Source organism: Gluconobacter sp. DsW_056 (assembly GCF_002153595.1).
GTDB lineage: Bacteria > Pseudomonadota > Alphaproteobacteria > Acetobacterales > Acetobacteraceae > Gluconobacter > Gluconobacter albidus.
In genome coordinates this window covers 26,628-52,828 of record NZ_JOPF01000011.1, presented here as the reverse complement: position 1 = coordinate 52,828, position 26,201 = coordinate 26,628, and the positions used below count along the sequence as shown (strand labels likewise).

At 57.2% G+C, this 26,201-nt stretch carries 26 protein-coding genes and 1 tRNA gene; 9 read left to right on the top strand and 18 right to left on the bottom strand.

The window, feature by feature from the left end:
- Positions 1-26: 26 nt before the first annotated feature.
- The 3 genes from HK22_RS11760 to HK22_RS11750 all read right to left on the bottom strand — a co-directional run bounded on the left by HK22_RS11760 (position 27) and on the right by HK22_RS11750 (position 1,989).
- Positions 27-584, bottom strand: a complete 558-nt coding sequence (locus tag HK22_RS11760; protein WP_086649438.1) for a hypothetical protein — start codon at positions 582-584, stop codon at positions 27-29.
- Between the two features lie 214 nt (positions 585-798).
- Entirely contained in the window at positions 799-1,371 is a 573-nt protein-coding gene (locus tag HK22_RS11755; protein WP_086649396.1) for a cob(I)yrinic acid a,c-diamide adenosyltransferase, read from the bottom strand.
- 27 nt (positions 1,372-1,398) lie between these two features.
- The gene (locus tag HK22_RS11750) at positions 1,399-1,989 is read right to left on the bottom strand and encodes a DUF4142 domain-containing protein (protein WP_086649395.1); all 591 of its coding nucleotides are present in this window, start codon (positions 1,987-1,989) and stop codon (positions 1,399-1,401) included.
- Positions 1,990-2,104: 115 nt separating this feature from the next.
- Here HK22_RS11750 and HK22_RS11745 point away from each other — a divergent pair, with 115 nt between their 5' ends.
- On the top strand, positions 2,105-2,539 hold the full coding sequence (locus HK22_RS11745; RefSeq protein WP_086649394.1) for a DUF423 domain-containing protein: 435 nt from the start codon (positions 2,105-2,107) through the stop codon (positions 2,537-2,539).
- On the opposite strand, the gene HK22_RS11740 is transcribed toward HK22_RS11745, so the two are convergent.
- Positions 2,520-2,852, bottom strand: a complete 333-nt coding sequence (locus HK22_RS11740) for a hypothetical protein (RefSeq protein WP_062109722.1) — start codon at positions 2,850-2,852, stop codon at positions 2,520-2,522. The genes HK22_RS11745 and HK22_RS11740 overlap by 20 nt on opposite strands.
- Positions 2,853-2,941: 89 nt before the next feature.
- Between HK22_RS11740 and HK22_RS11735 the strand changes: the two genes are divergently transcribed.
- Positions 2,942-3,460 carry a thioredoxin family protein gene (locus HK22_RS11735; protein ID WP_231865292.1) on the top strand — a complete coding sequence of 173 codons (519 nt, stop codon included), beginning with the start codon at positions 2,942-2,944 and terminating at the stop codon, positions 3,458-3,460.
- Between the two features lie 41 nt (positions 3,461-3,501).
- On the opposite strand, the gene HK22_RS11730 is transcribed toward HK22_RS11735, so the two are convergent.
- The 12 genes from HK22_RS11730 to HK22_RS11675 all read right to left on the bottom strand — a co-directional run bounded on the left by HK22_RS11730 (position 3,502) and on the right by HK22_RS11675 (position 15,138).
- Positions 3,502-5,190 carry a M3 family oligoendopeptidase gene (locus HK22_RS11730; RefSeq protein WP_086649437.1) on the bottom strand — a complete coding sequence of 563 codons (1,689 nt, stop codon included), beginning with the start codon at positions 5,188-5,190 and terminating at the stop codon, positions 3,502-3,504.
- A 54-nt stretch (positions 5,191-5,244) separates the two neighbouring features.
- Positions 5,245-6,456: a pyridoxal phosphate-dependent aminotransferase gene (locus tag HK22_RS11725; protein WP_086649393.1), complete on the bottom strand. Its 1,212-nt coding sequence runs from the start codon at positions 6,454-6,456 to the stop codon at positions 5,245-5,247.
- A complete protein-coding gene (locus HK22_RS11720) occupies positions 6,453-7,655 on the bottom strand; it encodes a pyridoxal phosphate-dependent aminotransferase (protein ID WP_086649392.1) in 1,203 nt (400 codons plus the stop codon). The genes HK22_RS11725 and HK22_RS11720 overlap by 4 nt, the downstream gene beginning before the upstream one ends.
- Positions 7,656-7,798: 143 nt before the next feature.
- On the bottom strand, positions 7,799-8,908 hold the full coding sequence (leuB, locus tag HK22_RS11715; RefSeq protein WP_062029522.1) for a 3-isopropylmalate dehydrogenase: 1,110 nt from the start codon (positions 8,906-8,908) through the stop codon (positions 7,799-7,801).
- Positions 8,905-9,531: a 3-isopropylmalate dehydratase small subunit gene (leuD, locus tag HK22_RS11710; RefSeq protein ID WP_086649391.1), complete on the bottom strand. Its 627-nt coding sequence runs from the start codon at positions 9,529-9,531 to the stop codon at positions 8,905-8,907. Before leuD ends, leuB begins: the two co-directional genes overlap by 4 nt.
- Entirely contained in the window at positions 9,531-10,958 is a 1,428-nt protein-coding gene (leuC, locus tag HK22_RS11705; protein WP_086649390.1) for a 3-isopropylmalate dehydratase large subunit, read from the bottom strand. The genes leuD and leuC overlap by 1 nt, the downstream gene beginning before the upstream one ends.
- Positions 10,959-10,979: 21 nt before the next feature.
- Positions 10,980-11,372, bottom strand: a complete 393-nt coding sequence (gene rplS, locus HK22_RS11700; protein WP_041110658.1) for a 50S ribosomal protein L19 — start codon at positions 11,370-11,372, stop codon at positions 10,980-10,982.
- Positions 11,373-11,396: 24 nt separating this feature from the next.
- Positions 11,397-12,101: a tRNA (guanosine(37)-N1)-methyltransferase TrmD gene (gene trmD / locus HK22_RS11695; protein WP_086649389.1), complete on the bottom strand. Its 705-nt coding sequence runs from the start codon at positions 12,099-12,101 to the stop codon at positions 11,397-11,399.
- Positions 12,098-12,640, bottom strand: a complete 543-nt coding sequence (gene rimM / locus HK22_RS11690; RefSeq protein WP_077803041.1) for a ribosome maturation factor RimM — start codon at positions 12,638-12,640, stop codon at positions 12,098-12,100. Before rimM ends, trmD begins: the two co-directional genes overlap by 4 nt.
- 28 nt (positions 12,641-12,668) lie before the next feature.
- On the bottom strand, positions 12,669-13,013 hold the full coding sequence (gene rpsP, locus HK22_RS11685; RefSeq protein WP_062029531.1) for a 30S ribosomal protein S16: 345 nt from the start codon (positions 13,011-13,013) through the stop codon (positions 12,669-12,671).
- A 40-nt stretch (positions 13,014-13,053) separates the two neighbouring features.
- A complete protein-coding gene (ffh, locus tag HK22_RS11680; protein ID WP_086649388.1) occupies positions 13,054-14,481 on the bottom strand; it encodes a signal recognition particle protein in 1,428 nt (475 codons plus the stop codon).
- 129 nt (positions 14,482-14,610) lie between these two features.
- Positions 14,611-15,138, bottom strand: coding sequence for a Spy/CpxP family protein refolding chaperone (locus tag HK22_RS11675; RefSeq protein WP_233142608.1), 528 nt, complete (start codon positions 15,136-15,138; stop codon positions 14,611-14,613).
- A gap of 220 nt (positions 15,139-15,358) precedes the next feature.
- Here HK22_RS11675 and HK22_RS11670 point away from each other — a divergent pair.
- Both HK22_RS11670 and HK22_RS14995 read left to right on the top strand, forming a co-directional pair.
- Positions 15,359-15,448, top strand: a tRNA-Ser gene (locus HK22_RS11670).
- A 713-nt stretch (positions 15,449-16,161) separates the two neighbouring features.
- Entirely contained in the window at positions 16,162-16,710 is a 549-nt protein-coding gene (locus tag HK22_RS14995; protein WP_233142606.1) for a hypothetical protein, read from the top strand.
- 364 nt (positions 16,711-17,074) lie between these two features.
- Here the strand turns inward: HK22_RS14995 and HK22_RS11655 are convergent, their stop codons facing one another.
- Positions 17,075-18,607, bottom strand: a complete 1,533-nt coding sequence (locus HK22_RS11655) for a hypothetical protein (RefSeq protein WP_086649386.1) — start codon at positions 18,605-18,607, stop codon at positions 17,075-17,077.
- 516 nt (positions 18,608-19,123) lie between these two features.
- Between HK22_RS11655 and HK22_RS11650 the strand changes: the two genes are divergently transcribed.
- On the top strand, positions 19,124-20,785 hold the full coding sequence (locus HK22_RS11650; protein WP_086649385.1) for a hypothetical protein: 1,662 nt from the start codon (positions 19,124-19,126) through the stop codon (positions 20,783-20,785).
- Positions 20,786-20,787: 2 nt separating this feature from the next.
- Complete coding sequence (locus HK22_RS11645; protein ID WP_086649384.1) at positions 20,788-21,864, top strand: hypothetical protein; 1,077 nt, start codon at positions 20,788-20,790, stop codon at positions 21,862-21,864.
- 120 nt (positions 21,865-21,984) lie between these two features.
- Here the strand turns inward: HK22_RS11645 and HK22_RS14990 are convergent, their stop codons facing one another.
- Positions 21,985-22,299, bottom strand: a complete 315-nt coding sequence (locus HK22_RS14990; protein WP_143412417.1) for a hypothetical protein — start codon at positions 22,297-22,299, stop codon at positions 21,985-21,987.
- Positions 22,300-22,492: 193 nt separating this feature from the next.
- Between HK22_RS14990 and HK22_RS11640 the strand changes: the two genes are divergently transcribed.
- From HK22_RS11640 to HK22_RS11630, 3 genes are all read left to right on the top strand, one after another.
- Positions 22,493-24,124: an AAA family ATPase gene (locus HK22_RS11640; RefSeq protein WP_158093560.1), complete on the top strand. Its 1,632-nt coding sequence runs from the start codon at positions 22,493-22,495 to the stop codon at positions 24,122-24,124.
- Complete coding sequence (locus HK22_RS11635) at positions 24,121-25,002, top strand: HNH endonuclease (protein WP_086649382.1); 882 nt, start codon at positions 24,121-24,123, stop codon at positions 25,000-25,002. Before HK22_RS11640 ends, HK22_RS11635 begins: the two co-directional genes overlap by 4 nt.
- A 124-nt stretch (positions 25,003-25,126) precedes the next feature.
- A complete protein-coding gene (locus HK22_RS11630; protein ID WP_143412416.1) occupies positions 25,127-26,038 on the top strand; it encodes a hypothetical protein in 912 nt (303 codons plus the stop codon).
- Positions 26,039-26,201: the final 163 nt, after the last annotated feature.

Genomic DNA, 26,201 nt, shown 5'->3' with positions numbered 1-26,201 from the left:
AAGCCTGCTTTTAGAAAAACGTCAGATCAGGCCTTGACCCACCACTGCACAGGTTCCTGCTCGGCACCCTCGGCTTGTGGCATCTCCACGACTTGCGGAGCGGCCTCCTTGCGGGGGCGCCCAACCGGGCGCGGGGTGCGGCGTGCCGCTTCGGCGGCCTGCTCGCGCGCCTGATGAAGCGACGCCTTGAGTGTCTGGATCGTGTCCTGATTCTCGCGTAGTTCGCGGTTCAGTTCGCTGATCTGGATTTTCGCATGAGCTTCGCGTGTCTCGAACGCCTTGAGCTGGGCCCGGACATCCGTCAGGCTCCGCTCGGCTTCTTCCCAGCGACGCTGTTCACGCTTGACCGACTGACGCAGGCGCTCAAGTTCTTCCTGATCATCCTGTCCGGCATTGCGTGCCGCGATCCCACGACCGCCCTGATGTTCGACCACGACCTGTCCGTCACGCACGAAGCGGCGACGGCGTTCAGCGGTTGGGGGAACCGGTCGTGATTTGGGAGTACGGGAGGACGCTCCAGCACCGAGACGGGCAAGAGCCTGTCGCAGTTTATCTTCTTCGTTAACCTGATGCTCGTCCTGCATTCTGTATTCTTCAACCAATATGATATTTATGGATTTTCCCCTGCTGAACAGGCCTGCCGAAAGGCAGAAAAGCTGACCGGATTTGAACCCGCTCAGCAGCCACATGTCCTGACAAGGATATGAAAAGTCGACTCGTCTGGAAGAACCCCAGCGTTCTGACGAAGATTTTCTAGCACTTCACGTGCATTCTGTCATCAGGGCAATAAGCGGATATTTATATTTTCTTCTGATTCCAGCGTCCCGGCGACCAGAGAATATCCGTTTCACCATGATTGTTGGCATGGCGCGCAAGAATAAAGAAGTAATCGGACAATCTGTTCAAAAAACGAAGTCCGTCTGCCGGTCTCTGCTCCAGTACCGCCACACGTCGTTCGGCCCGGCGCGCAACGGTGCGGACGAGATGCGCCTGCGCCGCGACGGGGCTGCCACCTGGCAGAACAAAGCTTCTGAGTTCCTGCTGGTGACGGCGCAGATCCTCAAGACGGACTTCCAGCCATGCAATGGCCTCCGAGGGCAGGCTGGGGGTACGTTCTGGGTCAGGCAGGCACAGGTCCGCACCAAGATCGAACAGGCAGGACTGGATCTGACGGATTTCGTCTTCAAGCACAGCCATCCGGAAATCCTGCGCCATCGAACAGCACAGAATTCCCAACTGGGCATTCAGTTCGTCCACAGTCCCCATCGCCTCGATCCGGTCTGAAGACTTGGGGACGCGTGTACCGTCCCCAAGAGACGTCTGCCCCCCGTCTCCACCCCGTGTCACGATCCTGTCGATGCGGATAGTCATGACCTGCCTATACCCTCCGCGCTATTTTCAGCGGCTTCTTTTGTGCTTCGCGTGATGACCGATGCTGCGATCGCCCATCAGGTCGCGGGCGCGGGACGTGTGATCCGTCAGCATCTTGTCCGTGTCCTTGGCAAGGGTCTTGATGTCCGGCGAGCCGCCCGAAGCCTGAGCCGTCGCGATGGCCTTGCTCAGATCCGGTGTCCGGATACTGACGATATCGCGCAGGAACATACGATCAAACGCGGCACCGTAAAGATGGGAAAACGACTCGACATGTTCCTGATCGGCCGCGTCAATCTTGGCGGCAACCGTCAGGTTGGCGTCTGAGGCGATCTTGGAGACGGCTTTCTGATTGGTCGTATAATCACCCTGAACGGTCGAGCCGAATGCTTTTACCACGTCACTGTTGCTATGGGTCGCGGCCAGCGTCGCAATAGCGATCTGGGTCTGGTCCATCTCGTCCACCTGCTGGAGGAACGCCGCATCTGCTGTCGTCAGCTTGTAGGTCGAAGCGACGCTCGGCAGCGCCGGCGCCGGAGGGGCATCGGGAGCATTACAGGCCGCAAGACCGGCCAGAAGGCCCGCAGACAGACACAGGCGGAGATACGAAACAGTCATCGAAGCTTCCTTTTTCAAACGCGCCTGCCCTGAAAAGACAGGCCGCGACAGACTGACAATGCACTCATGACAGTCTCTCATTCGCTGTTCAGACAACACATGATACATTCACGGCATGTCCGCAAACCCCATCCAGCCCCGCACGTCAGTTCTGCTTCGGGGCAGTTTCATTTTCGCTGCCCTCTCCGCAGCGTCCGGCGTCATGCTTGGCGCCTTGTCCGCCCATCTGCCGGACCGTCTGTTTGCCGTTCCGGGCGGCAGGGCCATGCTGCATTCCGCAGTTGAAATCCAGATGTGGCACGCACTCGGGCTTTGCCTGCTTTCCCTGAACGCCGCGCGCCTGTCGCCGCGCCTGATCCGCATGGCATGTCTGTGCATGGCGATCGGCATGGTTCTGTTCTGTGTTCCCGTCACCCTGCTCGCGCTGTTTGACCTGAAGCTGGGCCCCGTCTCGATTGGCCGGATCGCGCCTTATGGCGGGACAATGCTCATACTTGCGTGGTGTCTGGCAGCCGTTTCCGCCCTGCGGGTCAGGCCCGGTTTTTTCTGAGTTTCCGAAAGATCAGGAAGCCAACGGACTGGACAACAAGCGCCAACAAAAAGCAGACAACCATGATTCCGGTCAGGATCAGTTGCTCGCGCCCGACCCCCGATTCAATATGAAACAGGCTGTAGAGTTCCTGCCAGACGGACGTTCCAGCGATATGCTGCGCAGCTTTGATGGCCGGTTGCCAGAAACGGAAGACCGATGCGAAAGCAAGCGTCAGCGCCACGAGGACTGCAGTCCGGATCAGGGTTTCCGTAACACTGACTTCGCGGGGAGATGCTGCTTGCGGGCGGGGTACTGCTTTTTTCAAACGCATGACCTTTCCTGAAAATTGGGCTTTAATCATCTGTTCCTGTCATTCTGCGTTATGGCATGCAGAGGACAACATCAATGAAAGCCTTTTTCATGAACCGTTCCCTTCTTGCCGCCGGCCTTGGTCTGGCCCTGACTGCAACCCTTCCGGCACATGCCGCGTCCACAACGCCAGCAGTCCCTGCCCCCAAACTGACCGAAACATCCGCTCCTCCCGTCGCCGAACCCTATCCTGACACGGCTGTGGCGCACGAGCAGGTGGAACAGGCCTTCGCGCTCGCGCAGAAGACGCATCGCAAGGTTCTGCTCGATTTCGGTGGCAACTGGTGTCCGGACTGCAAGATGCTCAGCGGCATTTTCGCGCTGCCTGACGCGGCACGCTGGCTGGATAGCCAGTTCGTAGTGGTGCCGGTCAATGTCGGGCGGATCAACACCAATCTCGATCTGGCGGAACGCTATGGCGTGACCATCAAGTCTGTCCCGACCGTCATTATCGTTACCCCGGAAGGCCATGCCCTGAACGGTGACGGCTCCAAGGCGCTTGGCAATGCCCGCAGCATGTCTCCGCAGGCTGTCCTTGACCTCATTTCCGACTGGAACAAACGCGGCTAAGTCCCTGAGGCTCCGGCTTTTTCCGGAGCCTCATCTCATCTTCAGAGCGCGAGCACCTGCTCGGCTTCATGAACGACTTCAGCCAGAACATCGGCTTCGAACGGAGAGGTCAGCCCTGCTTCGGACACAAGTTGTGCAAATGGCTTGGAGCCTCCCTCGGCACAGAGCCTGCGGTAAACTTCCAGCGTCCCTTCCCGGTCAAGACGAGATCCCAGCCACAGTTGCAGCGCACAGCACTGCGCCAGCGCGTAGTCGATATAATAGAACGGCAGCCGGTAGATATGAAGCTGGGCCTGCCAGCGGCCACCCTTTGCAGGATAGGCCAGATCGCCCCAGTCCCGCCAGGGCATGTAGAGTTTTTCAAGCCGCTGCCAGGTCTGATGCCGCTCTTCAAGCGTCATGTCCGGATGAGCATAAATCTCGTGCTGGAAGTGATCCACGCAGACGCCGTACGGAAAGAACGACAGCGCATCAATCAGATGCATACGCCGATACCGTTCCGCCGCACCGTCCTCGACCAGGTCTCCAATCTGCGGCCAGCTCAGGAATTCAAGGCCCATGGAATGGATTTCCGCCGCTTCCATGGTTGGCCAGAGTTGGTCGATCCACGGCAACTCACGGCTTTTCCAGTTCTGGAACGCGTGGCCCATTTCGTGGGTGAAAACGCCGATATCGTTATGGGTGCCGTTAAAATTGGCGAAGATATATGGTGTCCCAACTGTCGGAAAAGACGTGCAGAAGCCGCCACCTGCCTTCCCCTCGCGGTTTTTCAGATCGAGATACCCAAGATCGCGCATCTGGACATAGAAATCCGCCATTTCGCCTGAAGGATCGAGGTCGCGGAACATGGTTTCAGCGCGCGCCACCAGCAGGTCATGATCACCTGCAGGCTCGGGGTTGCCCTGAAGGTCAATCAGGGCCTCATCCCATGCCATCACCTTGTCCCAGCCCATTTTCAGACGACGACGCTCCATGAGCGCACTGATCAGGGGCGTGACATACGCCAGAACCTTCTCCCGAAAGGCTGCGACCTGTTCAGGGCCGTAATCCGTTCGACGCATCCGGCGATACCCGAGTTCGATATAGTTCTCGAAACCAAGGGTTTTCGCCATCCGGTCCCGCAGAGCGACCAGTTTGCCGTAAAGGGCATCCAGTTCAGCGCCGTTCTGCTCGAAAAAATCCCAGCGCGCCTTCTCCGCCGCATGACGGACATCCCTGTCCATACCCTGAAGATAAGGCACCAGCCCCGACAGGTTCAGAACTTTGCCATCGAAAGGAATTTTCGCGGCCGCCAGAAGGGCCGTGTATTCTCCTGAAAGGCGGGCTTCTTCTTCAAGATCTGCACTGATGCGCGGATCAAACGTGGTCGTATCGGCTTCCCAGAGCCGCACCACATGCGGTGTTACGATGGCTTCGAGGCCAGCGCGGTCAGGATCGGCCAGCAGGCGCTTTTTGACCGTCACCTCATGATCGGTCGCGACCGGAGATAAGCGGTCCGCATAATCCCGATCGGCCTTGGCCGTCTCATCCTGCGTATTGCGCGAGAACTGGAGGTGCACATGCGAGGCCCAGGACTCATACTCGCGACGGACGGCGTCAAAAGCCTCCAGCGCCTCGACCCGGTCCCCGGCATCAAGCAGCGATGCAATGACATCGTAGCGCGTTTTGAGTGAGTTCTCGTCAGGCCGGGGGAAAGACAGTTCGGAAAAGGGAGGGATTGTCTTCGTCATGATCCAATTCTGACATTCCCCCGCTTCTGCGTCCATGCCCTGCCGCGGCTCCTGTCAGACGGGCTGGATAGCGCCCACGAACTGCGCAATACGGCGACAGGCTTCTGCCAGCTGTTCATCAGACGCCGCAAAGGACAGACGAAGATACGGACTGTATCCAAAGGCCGAACCCGGAACGGTCGCGACATGCGCCTCTTCGAGAAGGGCCTCCGCAAACGCCACATCCGTATCCAGAAGACGCCCCTCTCCGGATGTTCTGCCAATCAGGGCCGCGATCCCCGGATAGGCATAAAACGCACCTTCCGGCATGACGCAGGTCAGTCCGGGCACGTTCTGCAATGCACTAACGACCAGAGCCCGACGGCGCTCATACGTCGCCAGCATCCGTGCAATTCCGTCAGTATCCCCATCCAGAGCGGCAACCGACCCGGCCTGTGCAAGCGTGCAGACACCAGATGTGGAATTGCCCTGAACGGCAATCATGGCTTGGATCAGTGGTACGGGACCGCAGGCAAACCCGACACGCCACCCTGTCATGGCATAGGCTTTCGCCATGCCGTTCACGATCAGGATCCGGTCCGCCAGATCAGGCGCGACGTTCAGCAGGGAGAGGTGTTTGCGGCCGTCGAATGTGAGATGCTCATAGATCTCGTCGCTCATCACGAGAACATGCGGCGCCTTACGCAGCACGTCCGCAATGGCTTCCAGATCCTGTCGTTCAAGAATCGCACCGGTCGGGTTGTTCGGGAAATTCAGAACCAGCCATTTTGTACGCGGCGTAATAGCTTCGCGGATGGCCTCTGGGTCCGGGCGAAAGCCGTTCTCTTCCCGACAGCGGATCTCGACCGGAACCCCACCCAGCATCCGGGTGATCAGCGGATAGCTTACCCAGTATGGTGCGGGAATGATGACCTCGTCGCCAGCTTCCAGCGACGCCATCAACGCATTGAAAATAATCTGTTTGCCACCATTCGCGACCATGATCCGACTGGACGCAACGTCCAGATCGTTATCACGCCCAAACTTGCGGATGATGGCGTGGATCAGCGGTTTTTGTCCGGGAATCGGAGGATACCCGGTATCCCCGGCCCTGGCGGCCGCATAGGCGGCGTCAATCGCCTCCGGCGGCGACGGAAAGTCCGGCTGCCCCAGAGCGAGCGAAATGACATCCGCGCCCTCAGCTCTCAGTTCGCGGGCGCGGGCAGCCATGGCGATCGTTGCAGGCCGGGGCAGCTCCGCAAGGCGTGATGCGATGGTAAAACTCATGAAAGACCCTGACAGAAATTCTGGATCCGGGTGCAGGCCTCAACCAGGAGTTCCGTACTGGTGGCATAGGAAATCCGGAAATATCCCGGCGTCAGAAACGCCGTTCCGTGCACCGCCGCAACGCCGGTTTCTTCCAGAAGAGCCGTTACGAAAGCCTCGTCCCCATCAATCAGGCGGCCGCCCTTGGTGGTCTTGCCCAAGACGCCTGCAATGGACGGAAAGGCGTAAAACGCCCCTTCAGGAAGAGCACAGCTCAGACCGGGCGCATCATTGAGCATACCAATCACCAGATTGCGCCGCTCCTGATACACCTTCACCATATCCGAAATGAAGTCCTGCGGACCGGACACGGCTTCCTGCGCTGCCGCCTGCGCGATAGAACAGGGATTGCTCGTGCTCTGCCCCTGCAGCTTGATGAGCTGTTTCGTGAACTCCACCGGGGCTGCGGCAAATCCAATCCGCCAGCCCGTCATGGCATAAGCTTTGGACACACCATTCATCGTCACGGTGCGTGAACGCAGCCGGGGCTCAACCTGCACGACGGTCTTGGCCACAGCACCATCATACAGAAGCTTGGCGTACATATCGTCGGTCAGGATCCAGATGTCCGGATAGTCCAGCAGGACATCCGTCAACTCCTTCAGGGCGGCCTCATCATATGCTGCCCCCGTCGGATTGCACGGTGAATTGAGGCAGAGCCATTTCGTCCGGGGCGTGATGGCTGCGCGAAGCTGTTCTGCCGTCAGGCGAAAGCCATTTTCGGGGTCAGTCTGGACAATGACGGGCGTCCCATCGGCCAGCGTTACGATGTCGGGATAAGACACCCAAGCGGGGGCTGGAATGATGACTTCATCGCCTGCATTCAGGGTCGAGACCATTACGTTGTAGATAACCTGCTTGCCACCCGTGGAGACGCAGATTTCTTCAGCCTTGTAGTCCAGATCAAAGTCGGCGTTCAGACGGGCCGCGACAGCCTTGCGCAGTTCGAGCGTCCCTGGAACATCCGTATATTTTGTCTTGCCGGCCTCGATCGCCCGGATTGCCGCACGCTTGATGAAATCGGGAGTATCGAAATCCGGCTCCCCCGCAGAAAGGCTGATGATATCGCGGCCCTCTGCTTTCAAAGCGCGGGCTTTCTGGGTCACGGCAATCGTCTGACTGGGAAGAATGCGGTTCAGACGGTCGGCAATAAAGGACATGACAGGGTTCCGGATCATTTCGATGACGCGATCCTAGGCATGTTCCAACAGTTTTGACCACAGGCAGCCGGGCTGCGATCAACAAAAAAGGCGCCTTCCCTAAGGAAGGCGCCTGATATGTGTCAGACAGGTCCCGTAAAAGGTCAGGCGAGCTTTTCCATCTCGCGCAGCACGGCCTGTCCCATCATTTCGGTTCCGACTCGAGCCATGCCGGGAGACATGATATCCCCGGTCCGCAGGCCCGAAGCCAGCACGTTCGACACAGCCGTTTCAATCAGATCGGCATCCTCGGCGCGATTGAGCGAATAACGCAGCAGCATTGCAAAAGACAGGATTTGCGCCAGCGGATTGGCGATCCCCTTGCCTGCAATATCCGGCGCGCTGCCATGAATCGGCTCGTACAGAGCATTGCGCTTACCATCGGCGCGAACCGGGCCAAGCGTTGCGGAAGGCAGCATTCCGAGCGAACCCGTCAGCATCGACGCCAGGTCGGAGAGAATGTCCCCGAACAGGTTGCCCGTTACAATAACGTCGAACTGGTTCGGGTCACGCACGAGCTGCATCGCGCAGTTATCGGCCAGCATATGCGAAAGCTGGACGTCGGGATATTCGCGCTTGTGAATGTCGGTCACGACCTCCTTCCACAGAAGGCCGCTTTCCATGACATTGCACTTCTCGACCGAACACACGCGGTTGTCGCGCTTGCGGGCCAGGTCGAACGCCACGCGAGCCACACGCTCGATTTCGGACGTCGTGTAAACTTCCGTGTTGATACCGCGACGGGAGCCATCGGGCAGTGTCTCGATGCCACGCGGCTCACCGAAATAGATGCCACCAACCGTCTCGCGAACGATCATCAGGTCAAGCCCGCGCACCACTTCAGGCTTCAGCGCGGAGGCGTCAATCAGGGCATCGAACAGCTTGGCCGGGCGCAGATTGGCGAACAGTTCAAGTTCCTTGCGGAGCTTGAGGATCGCAACTTCCGGGCGCTTGTCGAACCCGACATGGCTCCAGGCCGGATCCCCCACAGAGCCAAACAGAACCGCATCAGCCTTGCGGGCCAGTTCAATGACCTCATCGCGGATCGGCACGCCGTGTACGGCAAGCGAGGCTGCACCAACGAGTTCTTCCGTGATTTCAAGCTTCAGTCCGCGATGCGCACTCATCCAGTGCACGATCCGCGCAACTTCGCGCATGACTTCCGGGCCGATTCCGTCTCCGGCCAGAACCAGAAGCTTGTGTGCGTCGCTCATTTCACAGTTCCTATGGTAATTGACGGCACCCACGCACGGCTGGGGCGATGTTCGAAGCTGCTGATTTCGGCATCATGCGCCATGGTCTGACCGATGTCGTCCAGCCCTTCCAGCAACATGTGGCGACGGAACGGATCGACCTCGAACGCGATGGTCTCGCCATTCGGACGTACGATGACCTGACGCTCCAGATCTACTGTCAGACGCGAATTCGAACCCTGACGGGCATCGTCCATCAGTTCGTCGCAGATCTCGCGAGGCAGCGGGATCGGCAGAATACCGTTCTTGAAGCAGTTATTAAAAAAGATATCGGCAAAGCTGGGCGCGATCACGCAACGGATGCCGAAGTCCAGCAGGGCCCAGGGGGCATGTTCACGCGAGGAGCCACATCCCAGATTATCATAGGTAATCAGGATTTCGGCATGCCGGTAGGGCTCCTGATTGAGCACGAAATCCGGCTTTTCATTGCCATCGGCGTCATAACGCTGGGCGGCAAAAGCATTCTTCCCCAGACCGGTCCGCTGAATGGTCTTGAGGAAGCGGGCCGGAATGATCTGGTCCGTGTCGATGTTCTCGGTCGGCATGGGCGCCGCAATGGCGGTCAGTTCCATGAACTTGTCCATCAGACGGTTTCCTTCACCAGTTCACGCACATCGCACAGGTGCCCAGTAACAGCCGCCGCCGCCGCCATGGCGGGCGAGCACAGATGCGTGCGGCCGTCCGGGCCCTGACGGCCTTCAAAATTGCGGTTGGATGTTGAAGCGCAGCGCTGTCCCGGCGTCAGACGGTCCGGGTTCATCCCCAGACACATCGAGCAGCCCGCCTCACGCCATTCAAAACCGGCATCCAGGAACACCCTGTCCAGTCCTTCGGCTTCAGCCGCATGCTTCACCAGACCAGAGCCGGGAACGATCATGGCCCGAACGCCCTCGGCAACATGACGTCCGCGCACCACGTCCGCCGCAGCACGCAGATCTTCCAGACGGCTGTTCGTGCAGGAACCAATGAACACGACATCCACCGGGGTCCCGGCAATTTTCTGCCCGGCTTCAAGCCCCATATAGTCCAGCGCACGCTGGATCTGGGCGGCACGGGCCGGATCCGCAACGTCCGACGGAGACGGCACGGAACCATCGATCGGTAGAACGTCCTGAGGGCTGGTGCCCCACGTGACGGACGGGATGATCTCTTCAGCGGCCAGCGTGACTTCCGTGTCGAAATAGGCGCCTTCGTCAGACGCCAGACTGCGCCAGTAGTCACAGGCCTGATCGAACGCCTCACCCTTCGGGGCAAACGGGCGGCCCTTCACATAAGCGAAGGTCGTCTCGTCAGGAGCAACCAGACCCGCACGCGCACCGGCTTCGATGGACATGTTGCACAGCGTCATACGCCCGGCCATATCCAGATCACGGATCGCAGATCCTGCAAATTCAATGACATGCCCGGTGCCGCCAGCGGTGCCAATGCGCCCGATGATGGCCAGCATGATGTCCTTGGCCGTCACACCGGGGCCGACCTTGCCTTCAACCGAGACGCGCATATTCTTCGCGGGTTTCTGCAGGATCGTCTGGGTCGCGAGCACATGCTCGACCTCGGACGTGCCGATCCCGAACGCCAGCGACCCAAGGGCGCCATGCGTTGACGTGTGGCTGTCGCCGCAGACGATCGTCATGCCCGGCAGAGAGATGCCCTGCTCCGGCCCGACAACATGCACGATCCCCTGAGAGGCGGAACGCAGCGGAAAATAGGGAATGCCGAATTCGGCAACATTCTTCTCAAGCGTTTCGATCTGGAGGCGGCTCTGCGGCTCCTCGATCGGCTTGGAACGGTCGGACGTGGGGACATTGTGATCCACCACGGCCACCGTGGCATCCGGACGGCGCACGCGACGCCCGGACAGCCGCAGACCTTCAAAAGCCTGCGGACTTGTCACCTCATGAACGAGGTGCCGGTCGATGTAGAGGATGCACGTCCCGTCCTCGAGACGTTCGACGACATGATCGTCCCAGATCTTGTCAAAAAGGGTTCTGGGCGAATTGGTAACGGGCATCCTGTCTCTACTCCGAACGGTTTAGGAAGCGGCCTTGCTGTCCGCCTTCGGCAGATCGCGGGGACGCTCGGCAATACGGGCGGACTTGCCCGAACGGCCACGCAGATAATACAGCTTCGCGCGACGGACCTTACCGCGACGCACAACTTCGATGCTGGCGATCGACGGTGCGTACAGCGGGAATACGCGCTCCACGCCTTCACCGTTGGAGATCTTGCGAACCGTGAAGTTGCTGTTCAGGCCCTTGTTGGAACGGGCGATAACAACACCTTCGAAGCTCTGAACACGCTCACGCGTGCCTTCGACAACGCGGACGCCAACGCGGACCGTGTCACCTGCAATGAACTCGGGAACAGCGCGGACGCCGGAAAGACGCTCGATCTCGCGCGCCTCATACTGCTGGATAATGTTCATGACCAAACTCCTGAAAACAAAACTTCAATGGACCTGCTGTCGTGCCAGATACGCATCCCAGAGGTCCGGGCGGCGCGCCTTCGTGACGGCGATTGACTGTTCATGGCGCCAGCGGGCGATGGCACCATGGTTGCCGGAGAGAAGAATGTCGGGCACGTCCCGCCCGTCCCACACTGCCGGCTTGGTGTACTGTGGATATTCAAGAAGCCCTTCGGCGAAGCTCTCGTCCAGACCGCTGACATCCGACCCCATGACGCCGGGAAGAAGACGGACGCATGCATCCAGAAGAGTCAGGGCAGGAATTTCCCCCCCTGACAGCACGACATCGCCCATGCAGAGCTGTTCGATATCGTGCTTTTCCAGAACGCGCTCGTCCACGCCTTCAAAGCGCCCACAGAGAACGACGACCCCCGGTCCGGACGACAGGCGCTCCGCATCTTCATGCGACATGCGCTTGCCCCGTGGCGTCGGGTAGACGACCGGACGGCCATCCAGCGCGGGAAGCGCCGAGAGGGCCGTATCCAGAACGTCTGCCCGCATCACCATGCCGGCTCCGCCACCGAAAGGCGTGTCATCGACGGCCCGGTGACGTCCCAGTCCATGCTGGCGCAGATCGTGCGCTTCGCAGGACCAGATCCCCCGCTCCAGCGCCCGGCCCGCAAGGGAGAACCCCAGCGGCCCCGGGAACATGTCGGGGAAAAGGGTCAGGATGTCCGCGCGCCAGCTCATGCCCGCACCTGGACCTCGCCGGAGAGATCCCCCTCGACCTCGACTTCAACAGGAGGGACAAGAACCACTTCCCGTTTCGCAAGATCCACATGGGGAACACAGGCCAGCGTGAACGGCACGATCAGACCACGATCCACTTCGAGGCTGACGCCTGCGCCGTAATCGTGAACCACCGACACCGTCCCGAGAACTTCTCCGTCTTCCGAGACAGCCGTCATACCGATCAGATCGGCATGATAGAATTCGTCGTCTCCGGTTTTCGGAAGAACGGTCCGCGGAACATACAGCTTCGCATTGACCAGACGTTCGGCGGCCGTACGGTCAGGAAGATCCTGTCCGTCGGCGTCCGTCAGTGCAGCCACGCCTGCCGAAATCCAGCGGGCCGTCCACGCCCTGCCCTGCCCGTCATGCAACACGCCCAGCGTCTCGACCGAAGCCGGATCATCTGTGGCAGCATGAAGATGCACCAGACCGCGGACACCGTGCGGACGACCGACGGTGGCAATCAGGACATCGCTGTCAGGGTTGAAGCGGGGCACGTCTCGGGCTTCCTGAAAAGCGGCTCAATCAGGCCGCGGCAGCAGCGGCGGCAGCCTTGGCGCGTTCCTGGGCCTTCGCCTTCGGAGCGGACTGCTTGGGCTGCTCGTTGTAGGTCGGCTTCGGAGCCAGGCCTGCATTGCCGAGGAAGCGGGCAACACGGTCCGTGGCGAGGGCGCCGTTGGACAGCCAGTGCTTGATGCGCTCGTCAACGAGACGAATACGGTCGGCGTGATCGGCCGGCAGCATCGGGTTGTAGGAACCGACCTTCTCGATGAAACGGCCATCACGCGGGCTGCGGCTGTCAGCAACAACGATGTGGTAGTAGGGACGCTTCTTGGCACCTGCACGTGCAAGGCGGATCTTGAGGCTCATGAAATACTCCTGAGAGACAGACTTGTAAAAACGGGACGGATCAGACGAAAGGCGGGCGTCCACCGGGTTTCCCCCCGGGACCGCCCATGCCCTTCATCAGATCCGCCAGACCTCCTGCACCACCCATGCCGCGCATCAGGCCACCCAGGCCCATCTTGCTGATGCGTTTCATCATGGTGGACATGTCGTTGAACTGTTTGAGCAGCCGGTTGATCTCCGGAACCGTGGTTCCCGAGCCTGCCGCGATGCGCTTCTTGCGGGACGCCTTGATGATGTCCGGCGTTTTGCGCTCCTGCTTCGTCATCGAGGAAATGATGGCCTTGTGACGCTTGAAGATCGACGTATCGAGCTCCTTGTCACCCAGCATATCCTTGATCTTTCCCATCCCCGGCATCATGCCGAGAATACCGGAAATCGAGCCCATGCGGTTGATCTGGTCGATCTGGGAAACATAATCATCCAGATCGAACTTGCCCGCGAGCATCTTTTTGGCGACGCGCTCGCCTTCCTCGTGATCGAGGGTTTCGGCGGCACGTTCCACCAGCCCGGCGACGTCACCCAGGCCGAGAATACGGCCGGCGACACGCTCGGGATGGAATTCTTCAAGCGCTTCGAGGTTCTCGCCCGAACCGGTCAGCTTGATCGGCGCGCCCGTAATGGCCTTCATGGACAGGGCCGCACCACCGCGGGCATCACCGTCCATCCGGCTCATGACGACGCCGGTAATCCCGACGGCTTCGTTAAAGGCCTTCGCAGTGTTGACGGCGTCCTGACCGGTCATCGCGTCGACGACCAGCAGCGTCTCGGCCGGCCTGGTGAGTGTGCGGATGTCCCGCACTTCATCCATCAGCGCTTCGTCGATGGACAGGCGGCCTGCCGTATCGAGAATGACGACGTCATAACCTTCAAGACGCCCGGTCTCGAGGGCACGTTTCGCGATCTGGACGGGGGACTGACCAGCAATGATTGGCAGGGCCTGAACGCGCCCCGTCTTGGCGTTGACGCGCTCGGCCAGCTGCTGGAGCTGGAGCTGCGCAGCCGGACGCTGGACGTCAAGGCTGGCGAGAAGGACTTTCTTGTTCTCACGACCGGACAGACGCAGGGCAATCTTGCCCGACGTCGTGGTCTTTCCGGACCCCTGAAGGCCCACCATCAGCACCGGAACCGGCGGATTGGCGGACAGGTTCAGCGGCACGGCCCCTGCCCCGCCCAGTGCGTCGATCAGGGCATCGTTGACGATCTTGGCAACGGCCTGCCCCGGAGAAACGCTTTCCAGCACCTCCTGGCCAACAGACCGTTCACGGACCTTGTTGACGAAGTCCCGCACCACGGGCAGAGCAACGTCTGCCTCCAGCATGGCGAGACGCACTTCACGCATGGCCTCGGTGACATCAGCCTCCGAAAGCTTCCCGTTCTTGGAAAGCCCTTCGAGGACACCGGACATCTTGCCTGAGAGTTGATCGAACAACGGGCCACCTTAAAAGCAAACAGAAACACGCCACTGCGCGAGTCTTCGCGAGGTGGCGTGTCCGGAAACAGGGTTGGTCTATATCCTTGCCGCCAGGGCGTCAAGCGATAGACGCAGAAACCTCGGTTTTCAGGGCATGTCGTCCGGTTCACCTTCTGGCGGGTGCCCCATCAGAGCCTTCATCTGCTCATGAAGCGCCTTGAGCTTGTCCATGGTCTCCTTGCCCTGCTGGCGCTGCGCTGGCGTCAGCAGATCATGAAGCTGCTCCATGGTTTCAAGATGCAAAGCTGAGACCTTTGCCTTGAGCGCATTCTCCTGCCCGTTCAGATCCGTAAGCGCTGCACGGTCCAGATCGCCCACAGCACTCAGGGCATCGCGGATCTTGTCCTCGATAGTCCGCCCTTCGAGACGCAGCGCATGCTCGTCCTGATGAGTCTTGTCAAAAATGGCCTTGAGCTTTGTCTTCTGGGCCGCCGTCAGCGTAACGCCCGGAGGGACAGGAGGCATCATATGACCTGGGCCACCACGCGGACCTCCCGGAGGAGGCTGTACCCAGTCAGCCGCATGATGCGCCTGCGCCGAAGCCACAAGAGGGGTTCCCATCAGGCCGAGAGCCGCAATGACGGGAAGAAAAACAGTGGGACGAAGGATCGTCATGGACGTCATATCCTTGGAGGTTATGGCAGCCGGATAACGCACGGGGCGTCTCCATGACATTCTAGATGGCACGCTTCAATGTTGCTGAGTTCCCCCTCCTCCGTTTCAAAGAGTAAGAGCACAAAGTATATGTAACACGACGACTTGACGGCGGATGCTTCCCGTCGCATGTAGCATCCCGATCTGTACAGAATCCTTCAAAGACGAAGTCTGCACGGATGGAGAGGTGGCCGAGTGGTTGAAGGCAGCGGTCTTGAAAACCGCCGTGCGTGGAAGCGTACCGTGGGTTCGAATCCCACCCTCTCCGCCAGATAAAACAAAAATTCCCAGACTTTTCAGAAGGTTATTTGATTTGTCGAAATTCATCCCACCTTGAGACCCATCTTAAAAAATGCGTCATCGCGCGGCGCTCGGACGCGATATGCGTCGTCCTGTAAATCTTCCGATGCGCTCCGCTGACTGAAATCTTGTGTTTCTCATAGGCATCCAGATAATCTGAGGCTGAGACTGAAGCAGCACTCCGCAAAAATTCGCTCAGAAATATCTTGAAATCGTCGCCTGTGTTCAGCTAATGTTTCTGAGTTAGTTGACACCGCAGTACAGAAGACTTCCACAGGGGAAGTGCATTGCTGCTTCTAATCGAAGCAGCAATTATGCAGAATCCTGAACGCCCAGAAAACCAACGAACCAGGTGTCTTCGTGAGCTTTGCAAGGAGCATGGTTGGATAGGTGCGTCATGGATTCTGTATTGCCGGGTCATCGCTCGGATGACTTTTTCATAAGCCGTCGCGAGGCTGCGATACGGCTTTGTGTCTCTCTCTCGACAATTGATCGGTATGTCGCGACTGGGGTTCTGCAGCGCTACAAGATCGGACCGCGTCGGACGCTTTTCCGGCTACGCGACGTCGAGCATCTCGTCCGTCGCGACGATGTCGGCTTTCAGGCACCTGCGTCGGTGCCCTTGAGACCGGATTTCTAGTCATCTCGCCCCTTCAGGGCCAGATCCACGCAAATCCCACTTCAATGCTGAAAGTCGACCCGATGTTTGATGTCGTTGAAACAGAATTTTTCTGGGAAGCTCCCTGGAGCTCTCTTGAAGTTAAAAATGTTGCCCAGGATTTTTTCTACTGGCTTCTCACGAATGTCTTCAGAGGTCCCACGGATGGAACTTACACAGATCCTGATCACCCGCAGGGCAGTTGGTCACTGTTAGACATTTCCAAAGTCATCGGGCGTTCTTTGCCACGTGATATCGGCGCAAGGTGGTCCCGCGTTTATTTTGAAAGCCCAAATTTCTCGGACAGAAAAATAGATGAAATCATAGAGAGGCTGACACTGCGACAGCCCCATTCAATAACCAGGGGCCCGGACTTTTGGGCACAGACAGATGCACTCATGGAATTGCTGTTCGCCCGGACATCCTTCTGGTCTGATGCATTGACACTGGATGACCTTCTTCCGCAGCTGACATCAGGCCGGATGATCCAGGTTTATGACGAATACCGGAAGACAGGTCTGCCACTCAATGTGATTGCAGAACACGTTCTCTGCAGAACACGTTCTCTTTTATAAAAGACCAATCCGATCCGATGAGCAGCGCGATGTTGCTCGCGCTTTGAGGGATCTTGGCTGGACACAGCATCGCACTGCTCAGGCCCGGCTTTGGATAGCACCCCCTGATTTTCCACCGCGAGACCGAAACAAGCCCCGATGGCATCACAGGTGAAACCCCTTTGAGGCACAGTGGACAGCAGCACGCTGGTAGCCGCCGTAGAAGCAAATCTGACACCCCCAAGTTGTCAGCTATGGGGGGGGGGGATTCAGAGTGTCCGGTTATGGACCGCAAACACAATTAGCAGTCACTTGCTTTTGCAAAAAGATGGTGTGCAGTCAAAGGGTGGGCGCGTAAGTGCAGCGCTGATGCACCCTACACTTGTCAGGCCTTTGCTTTTGATCCGGAGGGCTTGTTGTCTCGCCTAGCGTCAATCAAAACCACATCTCTATTCCCTTCCAAGTCCAATTTCTTAAGAATTAATTTTACCCTCTGAAACTCGGTTTCCGTGAAGTAGAGAATGGCTTTGATAGCCTGCTTTGCATCACTTGCTGCCTGATAAATTTCTGCCTGTTTGGCTAAGTTCTGCTCCAGTTTAGTATTTTTAGCGAGCTTCATTTCAATAAGGGTCTTTTCCCGGCTTCGGCTGGCCTTAAAATCGACAGGACCGCGGCCATCGTTTACTTCGGCGCTAATGTCGGACGGTGTGCCAAACCAAACTAAGCGATACAGGACATGCAAGTCCTTCTCGCGCTCAATCGGTAACCCCTTGTCATCGTAGAAGAAGCGTTGCCCACCCTTATTCTCGATCACATCCTTCAAATAGGCTAAGCGAGCATGAGCTTCTTCATAGGTATTCTTCCCGATCTTATAAAACTCTGTTTGCGCAACCAGAATAGCTTGAAGATGCTGCAACTGCTTTATGAACATATATTCAATCGCGAAAACCCTCTCTTCGCTCAAATCATTCGCTTGATCGCCCTGCATCTCCTTCAAGCGAATGAAATAGTCGATGATATTCGGAAACTTTTGTATAGTCGCAAGCGCGGCGGCGGAGCGGTCCTTCTGCGTCGGCTTTGGCTCCCTCGGCTTCCGCCTGTGCCGCCGTCCCTGCCTTGTCGCAGAGGGTGTGACAGGCTTAACTCTACGACGCAGTTCTTCTTCAAAGTATCCGAAGACAGCCGCTCTGATCTGTGGATCAGGGATAGCTTCCGGTATCTCTTCAAATTGGCCAATTAGGTCTTTGCGATTAATCCAGTTTTCATCGCGGGTGAGCATATCTCTAGGAGTCAAGATAATATAGTCACCGTTGATCGTAGGCAGTTTATATCGCTTCCTTGCCCAACTCTGGGTCTCGTAATGAAATACAGCTCGATCCACCCACACCTCTTTTATGGCATCTGTGGGAAGATGGGCTGCGGCAAATGCCTCAGTATATCGACAGAGAAAGTCTTTAATTAGATTAGTGGTGAAATCGCTTATGTTGTCGCGACCCACTCCATCCGCTACAAGGCACACTTTCTCGATATGGCTACTTTCAGTTATTTTTTCCTTACCAAAATCCGAGAATATGACATGCAGATTGGCATGCAAATTTCTGGCAAAGTCTATGCCTAAACCAGCACCATTGTTCCCGCTCACAGAAAATCCTAGCCAGTTTTGCTTGACCTCTGGAAAACAGTACCAATTTTGCAGTTGGCCTTCGCTTACACTTCCCGCTGCCGCACGATCCCTGAGAAACACAAGGTATTGAATAATATTCTCGTGAAGTTCGACATATTCAGATTTTTCACTATGAAAAAGCAAAAATGGATCAATGAACAATGGCAGGTCATTGATAACCGATACGTTTAGCGCCCCGTATTCTTCAAATACGTTCTCATCTATGTCAAAATGGTCGCTCAGAAACATGGACATTTACTACTCTCCTGACCAAATATAAAATCGATTATAACAATCCTTTAGCATACCAAGACCTCAAAATCGTTGCGAAAATGTGGATTATGCACCATGCGCAAGGTCCACTTTCGAGCACGGTCGCGCAGCCCGGTTATGACCACAGAGGCCACTGCGGCCTACCTGGTCCCCCGTTGCGGAGCCGACAGACAGCTATGGGGGGGGAAGCGGAATGTCTGCTTCCAATCGCAATTACACAAAGGCGGACGCTCATGTAGGCTCGCTGTGTGCGGCATCATAGCGCGAACCGATGAAAGCGCACCCTTCCTCAGTATGCCATGATCAGCAAACCGGCGCGGATGGAAACCGGTCTGTCCGTTTTCGTCTGGAAGCTACGGAAACGGAAGTCTCCGATAATCCCGGATTGGTTCAGGAAACTGCTTTTTACGCTATAGACTGCGTCTACTTGGCAACGTATTTTGCGAAGACTAGACGCCGCCATCCTTGGAGCGGTTCGAACCTGACAAGGACTGTTCCATGACATCCCGTCCAACAATACAAATAGATCCGTTCTTGACCGTCAATATGGATTCTTTATTTAGCTCCGTTGTCGACGTCGACCAACGTGAGTTACGGGTGCCCGATAGCCATCGCACCGAACGCGAGGCGCTAAAGGACAGACGTATCCAAGAATTGCTCAACAGCTGCCGCGAACAGGTTCTGCAGCAGGTGATCGGTCCCTTCGGATTGACCCCGGCAATGTTCTCAGACGTCAGGGGCGGTAATGTTACGACCCAGAATAACGCCAACCAAGACATTTATGCTAAGGATTCCGAGTATTACGACCGGAAATCTGATTACGACTACTCTGCCGCGAAAACTCAGAAAATGAAGGACTCGTTGAAGAACGCCACGATGAACTCGCAAAATTTCATCGACGCCTACACCAATGAGCAAGCTACGACAAAGCGCACAACCAAATCAAACGGTAAGTTGGTGATGAACGCTGAGCTGGATCACACCAAGCCCTTAAAGCAGGCCCACAAAGAAGGCGGCTGGATGCTTACTTCGGAGGAGCGGAAAGCGCTTGCGTCCGAGAAAGACAATCTGAATTGGACCACCTTCGAAAATAATAGAAAAAAGGGCGACACTGCCGCAGAGACTGCGCTTTCTGCCGAAAATGGCTACGATGAATCCATCACCAAGCCGCTGATTGAAAAAGCTCAAGCAGCCGTCGACCAGCATCTGCCAAAAACCAAAGATCGTCTAATATATCACGGCAAGGAGTTGGGTATTACGGGCGCCAAAGAGTTCGGCAAGACCGGTCTGCGAAGAGCAATGGGAGTACTTTTGTTCGAGGTTGTTAATGGCAGTTTTGTCGAAGTGCACAAGATGATCTGTGAGCCTGGCGACCCGCAGCCTTTTCTCGAGCGCGTGTTGGCAGCAGTTGAGCGTGTGTTCGCGCGCGTTCAGAATAAATTTAAGGCAGCTTTCGAAGCTTTTCTCGAAGGCGGCCTCCAGGGCGTTGCAAGCAATCTGCTCACATTTCTAATTAATAACCTCATTACCACATCAGCCAAAGTCGTGACCATTATTCGCGAAGGCATGCAAGAGTTGTTCAAAGCCCTCAAACTGCTGCTATGGCCACCCAAGGAAATGTCTAACACCGAGATTATGAGGGCGGTCAGCAAGAGCTTAGCCGGCCTATTCACTCTAGGTGCCGGCATGCTCTTGGAGCAATCGGTCAACAGCTTCCTTACGAGTGTGCCGGTGCTCGCACCTCTGGCCGGAACGATAGCCCCAGTGCTTACCGGCTTGATGACTGGCTTGGCCAATGCCTTGCTTATGTACGCCATCGACTCCTTGATTGATTGGATGCTGGATAAGGGCACCGATTTCATCAGCTCACAGATCAATGCTTTGCAAGCCAGTGCCGAACTCGGCGAGCGCATGATTCGCAGAGTAGAAATACAATTTTTTTTGTCAGAACGATACCAAATGATGGCCCAAGTAAATCAACGTATCGGTGTGCACTTCGACCAATCGACCAAGGGCGTGAAGCAATCTATAGATTACGCACGAATTACCGTGAGAGAACAAACCGCCACCATAGCCTCTATATCTGCGGCTATCGACAGTAAGAAGAATTTTAACAGTCGATTCAATTCTTTGCTTCAGCAGTTTAAAGAGGAAAACTAGAGGTGAATAATGTAATTGCGAAACTATCAAATACCGTTTCCAGCCACGACTTGCTGTCAAAAATTGATATTTCTGAGGTATACGAAAGATTTCATAGCATCCTTGTGCGTCTGGATGATTTCAAGAAAGCGCGCGACGAACACGAGCAGCGTAGTTTTTTCGGCCGTCTATTTAATGGAGACAAACTGGAGAACGCACAGCTCGACGCGCAGGAAGTGCAAGCGGAATTTTCCAAGGTTTTAGCCCAGTTGATGGTGATCAGTTCGCTACAAGCGCAGCAATTGACTGGGCAGCAAGAGCAATTGGCCGAGCAGCAAAAGAAGATTGATGCTAAGGCAGATGAACTAGCCCGACAGAACTCTTGTCTCGAACAACATCAAGAAGAGATCAAGCTTCAGGCTGCAGACTTACGTCAATACGTCTCAGACTTATTGCAAGTGCAGGGCCTTACTGAAGAGCACGGTGAGATGCTGATCAGCATCGCTAAAGACGTTATGGAAACCCGGGATCGCCTCTTGGCAGATTTCGACAATCGCATGCAGCATGTACAAGAGGTGCTGGGCGAATACCAAGAGCAGTTTAGTAGGGTTCTCGACGAGCAAGCAAACATGTTGGAGCAACGTCTCACAAATTTGCAGCAGAGATTTATTAATAGTCAAGAAGAGGGTTTCAAGGCTGTCGAGCAAATGACATTTGTCGCACTCAAGGAGTACCGCCTTGACGCGACCAGCCAGGTCAAACAGCTTGAGACTGAGTACGCCTCTAAAATGAACAAACACGACAAGAATCATAGCGCCTTGAGCAACCAGATTTTGGAACTGCGCGAATTGGTAGCAGCACAGAATCAAGCGCTACTCGACGAGCGTAGGGAACGGCAACAGGAGCTAACCAAGCGTCAGTCCGAGTTGGATGCTCTTCGCAATAATCAGATTGATGGCGAAGCGCTCATCCGCCGTGAGCAGCGCCGCCTTTTGGCCGGGCTGTGCGGCTTGGCAATATTGTTTGCCGGTGCCCTCGGCGGGCTAACCTTCTTGAATATTTCAAAGCCTACTTGGGCTCCGGTCGAAATTCATAAATGAACCAATGCGTGTGTGAACGAAATTATTTTCCATACCTTATCATCAATGTCCGCTTTGCGGGAATTCTTTGTTGCACTCCGACGTCCGCAAAGTAGGCGGAAGCGGACCTGCTGTTTTCGCCTACATGTCAGACATCGAAGTGTTGATGGCGGCTGCCCGAAAGCCGACATTATCAGGTGAACCGCGATAGACCGCGTTTGGGACAAAACTGCCGCTTGCTGCCACGCCCGAGAACGTCACGTTTTGCCAAATCCAGACATTCTCGGTGACTTGAGCACTGCTTGATCCAAGATGCTTGTTCAGGTGCAATTCTCTGGCTTCGATTGGATCGCGAGCACATCTTCTGCCCATGGGGGCAATGATCTGACAAGCTGGCATGCTACGCGGCCCGCGTTGACAGCCGTCCAGCACCGCTTGATGCGATTTGGAGTCCATGGATCGTTGCGGGGCTACGCACAGAACTGTGAGAATCGCTGCACCTCGATACTGCCGCGGAGTTTCTTTCGGGAACAAAAAGGGTTCGACCGCGACACAATCTATAGTATCCGACTGATATCCGGCAGAATCGCAAGGCCATTTTCGAGCATTAGAGGGTATGGTGGCAGAGAACCCATCACAGGATTACCGCGTGCAGTTCGTCAGCGGACGTGCGATCGCGCGCCAAAGCGAACCCGGCACGATTACGATCGCGCCAAATTCTGACAGCTGGAATGATTTCGGCGAGCGCATCCTCGTGGAAATCGCGGTCCAACCCCGTAGCGAGACCCCATTCTCGCATGAGCGGCTGATCTTCCGCGGCTTCTTTGGCTTCGTCGATAAGCAAGCCGGCAAGAGCGATACGCTGCATTTGCGCGACATCGTCGATCAGACCCCCGACACGCCGGTCCCGACGGACAAGGTACCGAATTATTTCACGATGCTGCCGGACATGGCGAGCTATCGGCGGATCGTCGGCGATCTTGGCCCGGAGGAAGCGCGGCTCGCTCTCCGCGCAATGAACGACATCGTTGAGGCCGATGACCGGCCGGTCGACCGGCCCTGGCTGCGCGCGGCGCGCGAGAGCCAGATCTTCCTCAACGCCTTCCTGCGACACAGCGAGCCGTATTTCACCTGGAAGAATGCGGCGCCGATCCTGCGCGGTGTCGAGTATGAGGAATTCGACCGGATCTCGGACGGACTCCATATCAAATTCCGGCTCGCTGGCCGCCCCAACGACCATAACCTCACCTTCCGCTTCGCCGATGGCGACGCCGTGCTGCCGCAGCGCTTCGCAATCGTCATCGGCAAGAATGGCGTCGGTAAAAGCCAGACGCTGGCGCAGATCGTCAATGCCGCGCTCGCCGGCAAGCCGAAACTGACCGACATTCGCGGCGACCGGCCGCTGTTCAACCGCATCCTAGGATTCTACCCGTCGGCGGCCATCACATCGGTATTCCCGAACGACCGGCGCAAACGCGCGCGGGTCTGGTATCGGCGGTTTTCAATGGTGAGCGGGCGCACGCGCCAGATGACCAGCGATCTCATCGTCCAGCTCGCGCGCAGCACCGAGGGCATTGGCGGCACCAGCCGCTACGACATTTTCCTTAAGGCCATCACCGCGATCGACGGATTCAGGGAACTGGTTCTGCGCACCAAGAGCGGTGAGCGCGGTCCTGTCCCGGTTCACGGCCTGAATCGCGGCTCTGAGCAGGAGACCATCCGGCGCTACGCGTCGATCAATACCCGCTCGGAGCCGGTCCGGATGATCGACGGCCAAACCTATCCCTTGAGCAGCGGTGAGCTTAGCTTCCTTCGGTTCGCGGCGCTTGCTGGCCTTTATATCGAGAACGGCACGCTGCTGCTGTTCGACGAGCCCGAGACACATCTCCATCCCAATTTCATTGGTCAGTTCGCCGCCTTGCTCGACGGGCTGCTCGCGCAGACCGGGTCTGCGGCGATCCTCGCGACCCATTCGGTCTATTTCGTTCGCGAGGCGGTCGAGGAACAGGTCACGGTGCTACGGTCGGATGAAGACCGTACGATCACGGCGGAGACGCCGACGCTGAAGACCTTCGGCGCTGATGTCGGCGCAATCTCCTATTTCGTGTTCGGCGAGGATCAGCCTTCGCGGCTGGCGTTCGAAGTCGAAAACAAGATCATGGCGCAGACTGCGTCTTGGGAAACGGTGTTCGAGACCTATAAGGACCGGGTGTCGCTCGACCTGCTCGGCGAGATCCGCGCGCGCGTGGAAGGCACCGATCGCGAGGCCGACGGACAATGAACCGGCTCGATCCGTCTGAGGATTTCGACGATGCCGGCGCGCTCGATGCGCTCGGCCTCAACACGCGCCTTAAATCCTATCCCGATTTTGCGGCCGAAATCCCCGCGCTCAAGGCCGGCTATCTCCAGTATGTCGCTGCCAGGGGCAACGCCCACGCCATCCTCAACGTGGCCCTGCCCGATCCCATCCAGGCTCAGCTCAAGTCGCTCTATGCCTCGCCCTCCAATGAACTTCCGCACATCAATCGCATGCGCGCGGAGAGCGACGCCAATTGCTGCCCGATGTGCGGCTCGTTCCATAGCGGCACGCTGGATCATTTGCTCCCCAAGAATGACTTTCCGGCTTTCGCGATCTTCGGCCGCAACCTCGTCCCAGCTTGCAAATGCAACAGCAAGCGCAGCACGCTCCTCATCGGACCCAATCCGGGCGAGCGCATTCTCCATCCCTATTATGACGACATCCTAGGCGAACGGCTGTTCGTCGCGCGGTTCGACGATCCCGGCTCCGTTCCCAGAGTTACGCTTCGGCCGCTGCTCGACCCACATGATCCTAACTACACGGCGGTGCGATTTCACATGGCTAACATCGTCGTGCGCACTTCGATCATGCGCTATCTCAAGGCGAGCTGGATGGGCATGCTGCGGCGCCCGAGCCTTGCGGCGGCCGAACTACGTAATTCGCCTGCGACCCGCCAGGATCTTGAATACATTCTGACGCTCGAGCTTGACCGCCAGGACGATACCCACGGCAGCAGGAACAACTGGCGCTCGGTGTTCATTGCCGGCCTGCTGGATGATCCTGTCCTCGACTGGCTGATCGCCGCTTTTCAGCAGCCAAACTATCAACCCGACGGCCCATTGCTCGACGGCATCGTCTAGCACCGCAACTATGAGTGGAGCCGCGATGCCGGAGGCACAGGAAGGAAGCTAGGATCGGCAACAAGATAGGATTAGCGATGAGAGCAGCGCAGTGACGACTAGGGCAGCGGAGGACCATCACTATGTGCCGCAATTTTACATGCGGCGGTTCGCGCTTTTGGAGGATACCAACAAGCTCATGGTGGTCGAGCGACATGGCGACATATTGAACTTCACCCGCAAGTCGGTTGGATCGATCGGCTATGAGAAGCGCCTGCACGATTTCGTCGAGAACGGGGGCACCAAATCGATCGAGAGCGAAGTCAACAAGCTGGTCGAAATGCCCTTTGCGGAAAGCCCAACGTGGAAGAAGATCGTCAACGGTGAGTGCGCCAGCCTCGACGCAGTCGACGGCCTGTCGATCTATGGCTTTGCCCGGCACCTGCTCCGGCGCAACGTAAAGATGCTGCGCTTCATGCAGGCCGAGCACGCTCAATACAGGGCGGGCAACTTGTTCGAGCTGACAGCGGAGGAGCGCGAGATGCATCAGCGAATCGCCCAGGCACCCGGTGGGCCGCACCAGATGTTCCGGGCCAATGTGCTCGATACCTCGATGCCCGACGATGCTCACGCCATCAATGTGATGGTCTGCCAATCGCCCACCCCGTTCCGCTCATCAACAAACCCGACGCTATCGATCTCCGAGCCGGGGCGGGATTCGATCTTTGGTGAGATGTTTAATTCGCTGCGCACCTGGTGGCTGAGCCTCAACCGGTATTTCGGAGCCTTTATCATCGCCGGCGGTTCGCCCGGTTTCAGCAATCTGGGGGTGCAGCCGGAGATTGCGAGGGTTGTCAACCGGCGCTTCCTTGTCCAGCTTCTGCACGGTGACGCCCGCTACATGCTCGCCGATGACGAGCATATCGAAAACGATCTCGAATGGGCGGGGTTCAAGTTCGACAAGAACACCACCCATGGCTTTCGTTACCGAGCCGACGGTTGGGTCGATCCCAACCCTGACACGCGTCGAGCTGTGGGCAGGCAGTGGCGGTCCTAGCGATGCTAGAAGGCCTTCCCCTAACGGCGAGCCCTATCCGTGATACGGGAAGGGGGGGCCGCAAGCCTCTCTTTTCCGACAAGCGAAAATGTCGCCTCAGAAGAGTAGTTCATCGATGGAATGGTTCCCCGTGGCAACGCGAAATGACCAACTTGCGAGCAAA

Bases quoted from the DNA above. Each gene is read 5' to 3' on its own strand.
- HK22_RS11760 (WP_086649438.1), bottom strand. From the start codon at position 584: ATGCAGGACGAGCATCAGGTTAACGAAGAAGATAAACTGCGACAGGCT.
- HK22_RS11755 (WP_086649396.1), bottom strand. From the start codon at position 1,371: ATGACTATCCGCATCGACAGGATCGTGACACGGGGTGGAGACGGGGGG.
- HK22_RS11750 (WP_086649395.1), bottom strand. From the start codon at position 1,989: ATGACTGTTTCGTATCTCCGCCTGTGTCTGTCTGCGGGCCTTCTGGCC.
- HK22_RS11745 (WP_086649394.1), top strand. From the start codon at position 2,105: ATGTCCGCAAACCCCATCCAGCCCCGCACGTCAGTTCTGCTTCGGGGC.
- HK22_RS11740 (WP_062109722.1), bottom strand. From the start codon at position 2,852: ATGCGTTTGAAAAAAGCAGTACCCCGCCCGCAAGCAGCATCTCCCCGC.
- HK22_RS11735 (WP_231865292.1), top strand. From the start codon at position 2,942: ATGAACCGTTCCCTTCTTGCCGCCGGCCTTGGTCTGGCCCTGACTGCA.
- HK22_RS11730 (WP_086649437.1), bottom strand. From the start codon at position 5,190: ATGACGAAGACAATCCCTCCCTTTTCCGAACTGTCTTTCCCCCGGCCT.
- HK22_RS11725 (WP_086649393.1), bottom strand. From the start codon at position 6,456: ATGAGTTTTACCATCGCATCACGCCTTGCGGAGCTGCCCCGGCCTGCA.
- HK22_RS11720 (WP_086649392.1), bottom strand. From the start codon at position 7,655: ATGTCCTTTATTGCCGACCGTCTGAACCGCATTCTTCCCAGTCAGACG.
- leuB (WP_062029522.1), bottom strand. From the start codon at position 8,908: ATGAGCGACGCACACAAGCTTCTGGTTCTGGCCGGAGACGGAATCGGC.
- leuD (WP_086649391.1), bottom strand. From the start codon at position 9,531: ATGGACAAGTTCATGGAACTGACCGCCATTGCGGCGCCCATGCCGACC.
- leuC (WP_086649390.1), bottom strand. From the start codon at position 10,958: ATGCCCGTTACCAATTCGCCCAGAACCCTTTTTGACAAGATCTGGGAC.
- rplS (WP_041110658.1), bottom strand. From the start codon at position 11,372: ATGAACATTATCCAGCAGTATGAGGCGCGCGAGATCGAGCGTCTTTCC.
- trmD (WP_086649389.1), bottom strand. From the start codon at position 12,101: ATGAGCTGGCGCGCGGACATCCTGACCCTTTTCCCCGACATGTTCCCG.
- rpsP (WP_062029531.1), bottom strand. From the start codon at position 13,013: ATGAGCCTCAAGATCCGCCTTGCACGTGCAGGTGCCAAGAAGCGTCCC.
- HK22_RS11675 (WP_233142608.1), bottom strand. From the start codon at position 15,138: ATGACGATCCTTCGTCCCACTGTTTTTCTTCCCGTCATTGCGGCTCTC.
- HK22_RS14995 (WP_233142606.1), top strand. From the start codon at position 16,162: ATGCTGAAAGTCGACCCGATGTTTGATGTCGTTGAAACAGAATTTTTC.
- HK22_RS11655 (WP_086649386.1), bottom strand. From the start codon at position 18,607: ATGTCCATGTTTCTGAGCGACCATTTTGACATAGATGAGAACGTATTT.
- HK22_RS11650 (WP_086649385.1), top strand. From the start codon at position 19,124: ATGACATCCCGTCCAACAATACAAATAGATCCGTTCTTGACCGTCAAT.
- HK22_RS14990 (WP_143412417.1), bottom strand. From the start codon at position 22,299: ATGGACTCCAAATCGCATCAAGCGGTGCTGGACGGCTGTCAACGCGGG.
- HK22_RS11635 (WP_086649382.1), top strand. From the start codon at position 24,121: ATGAACCGGCTCGATCCGTCTGAGGATTTCGACGATGCCGGCGCGCTC.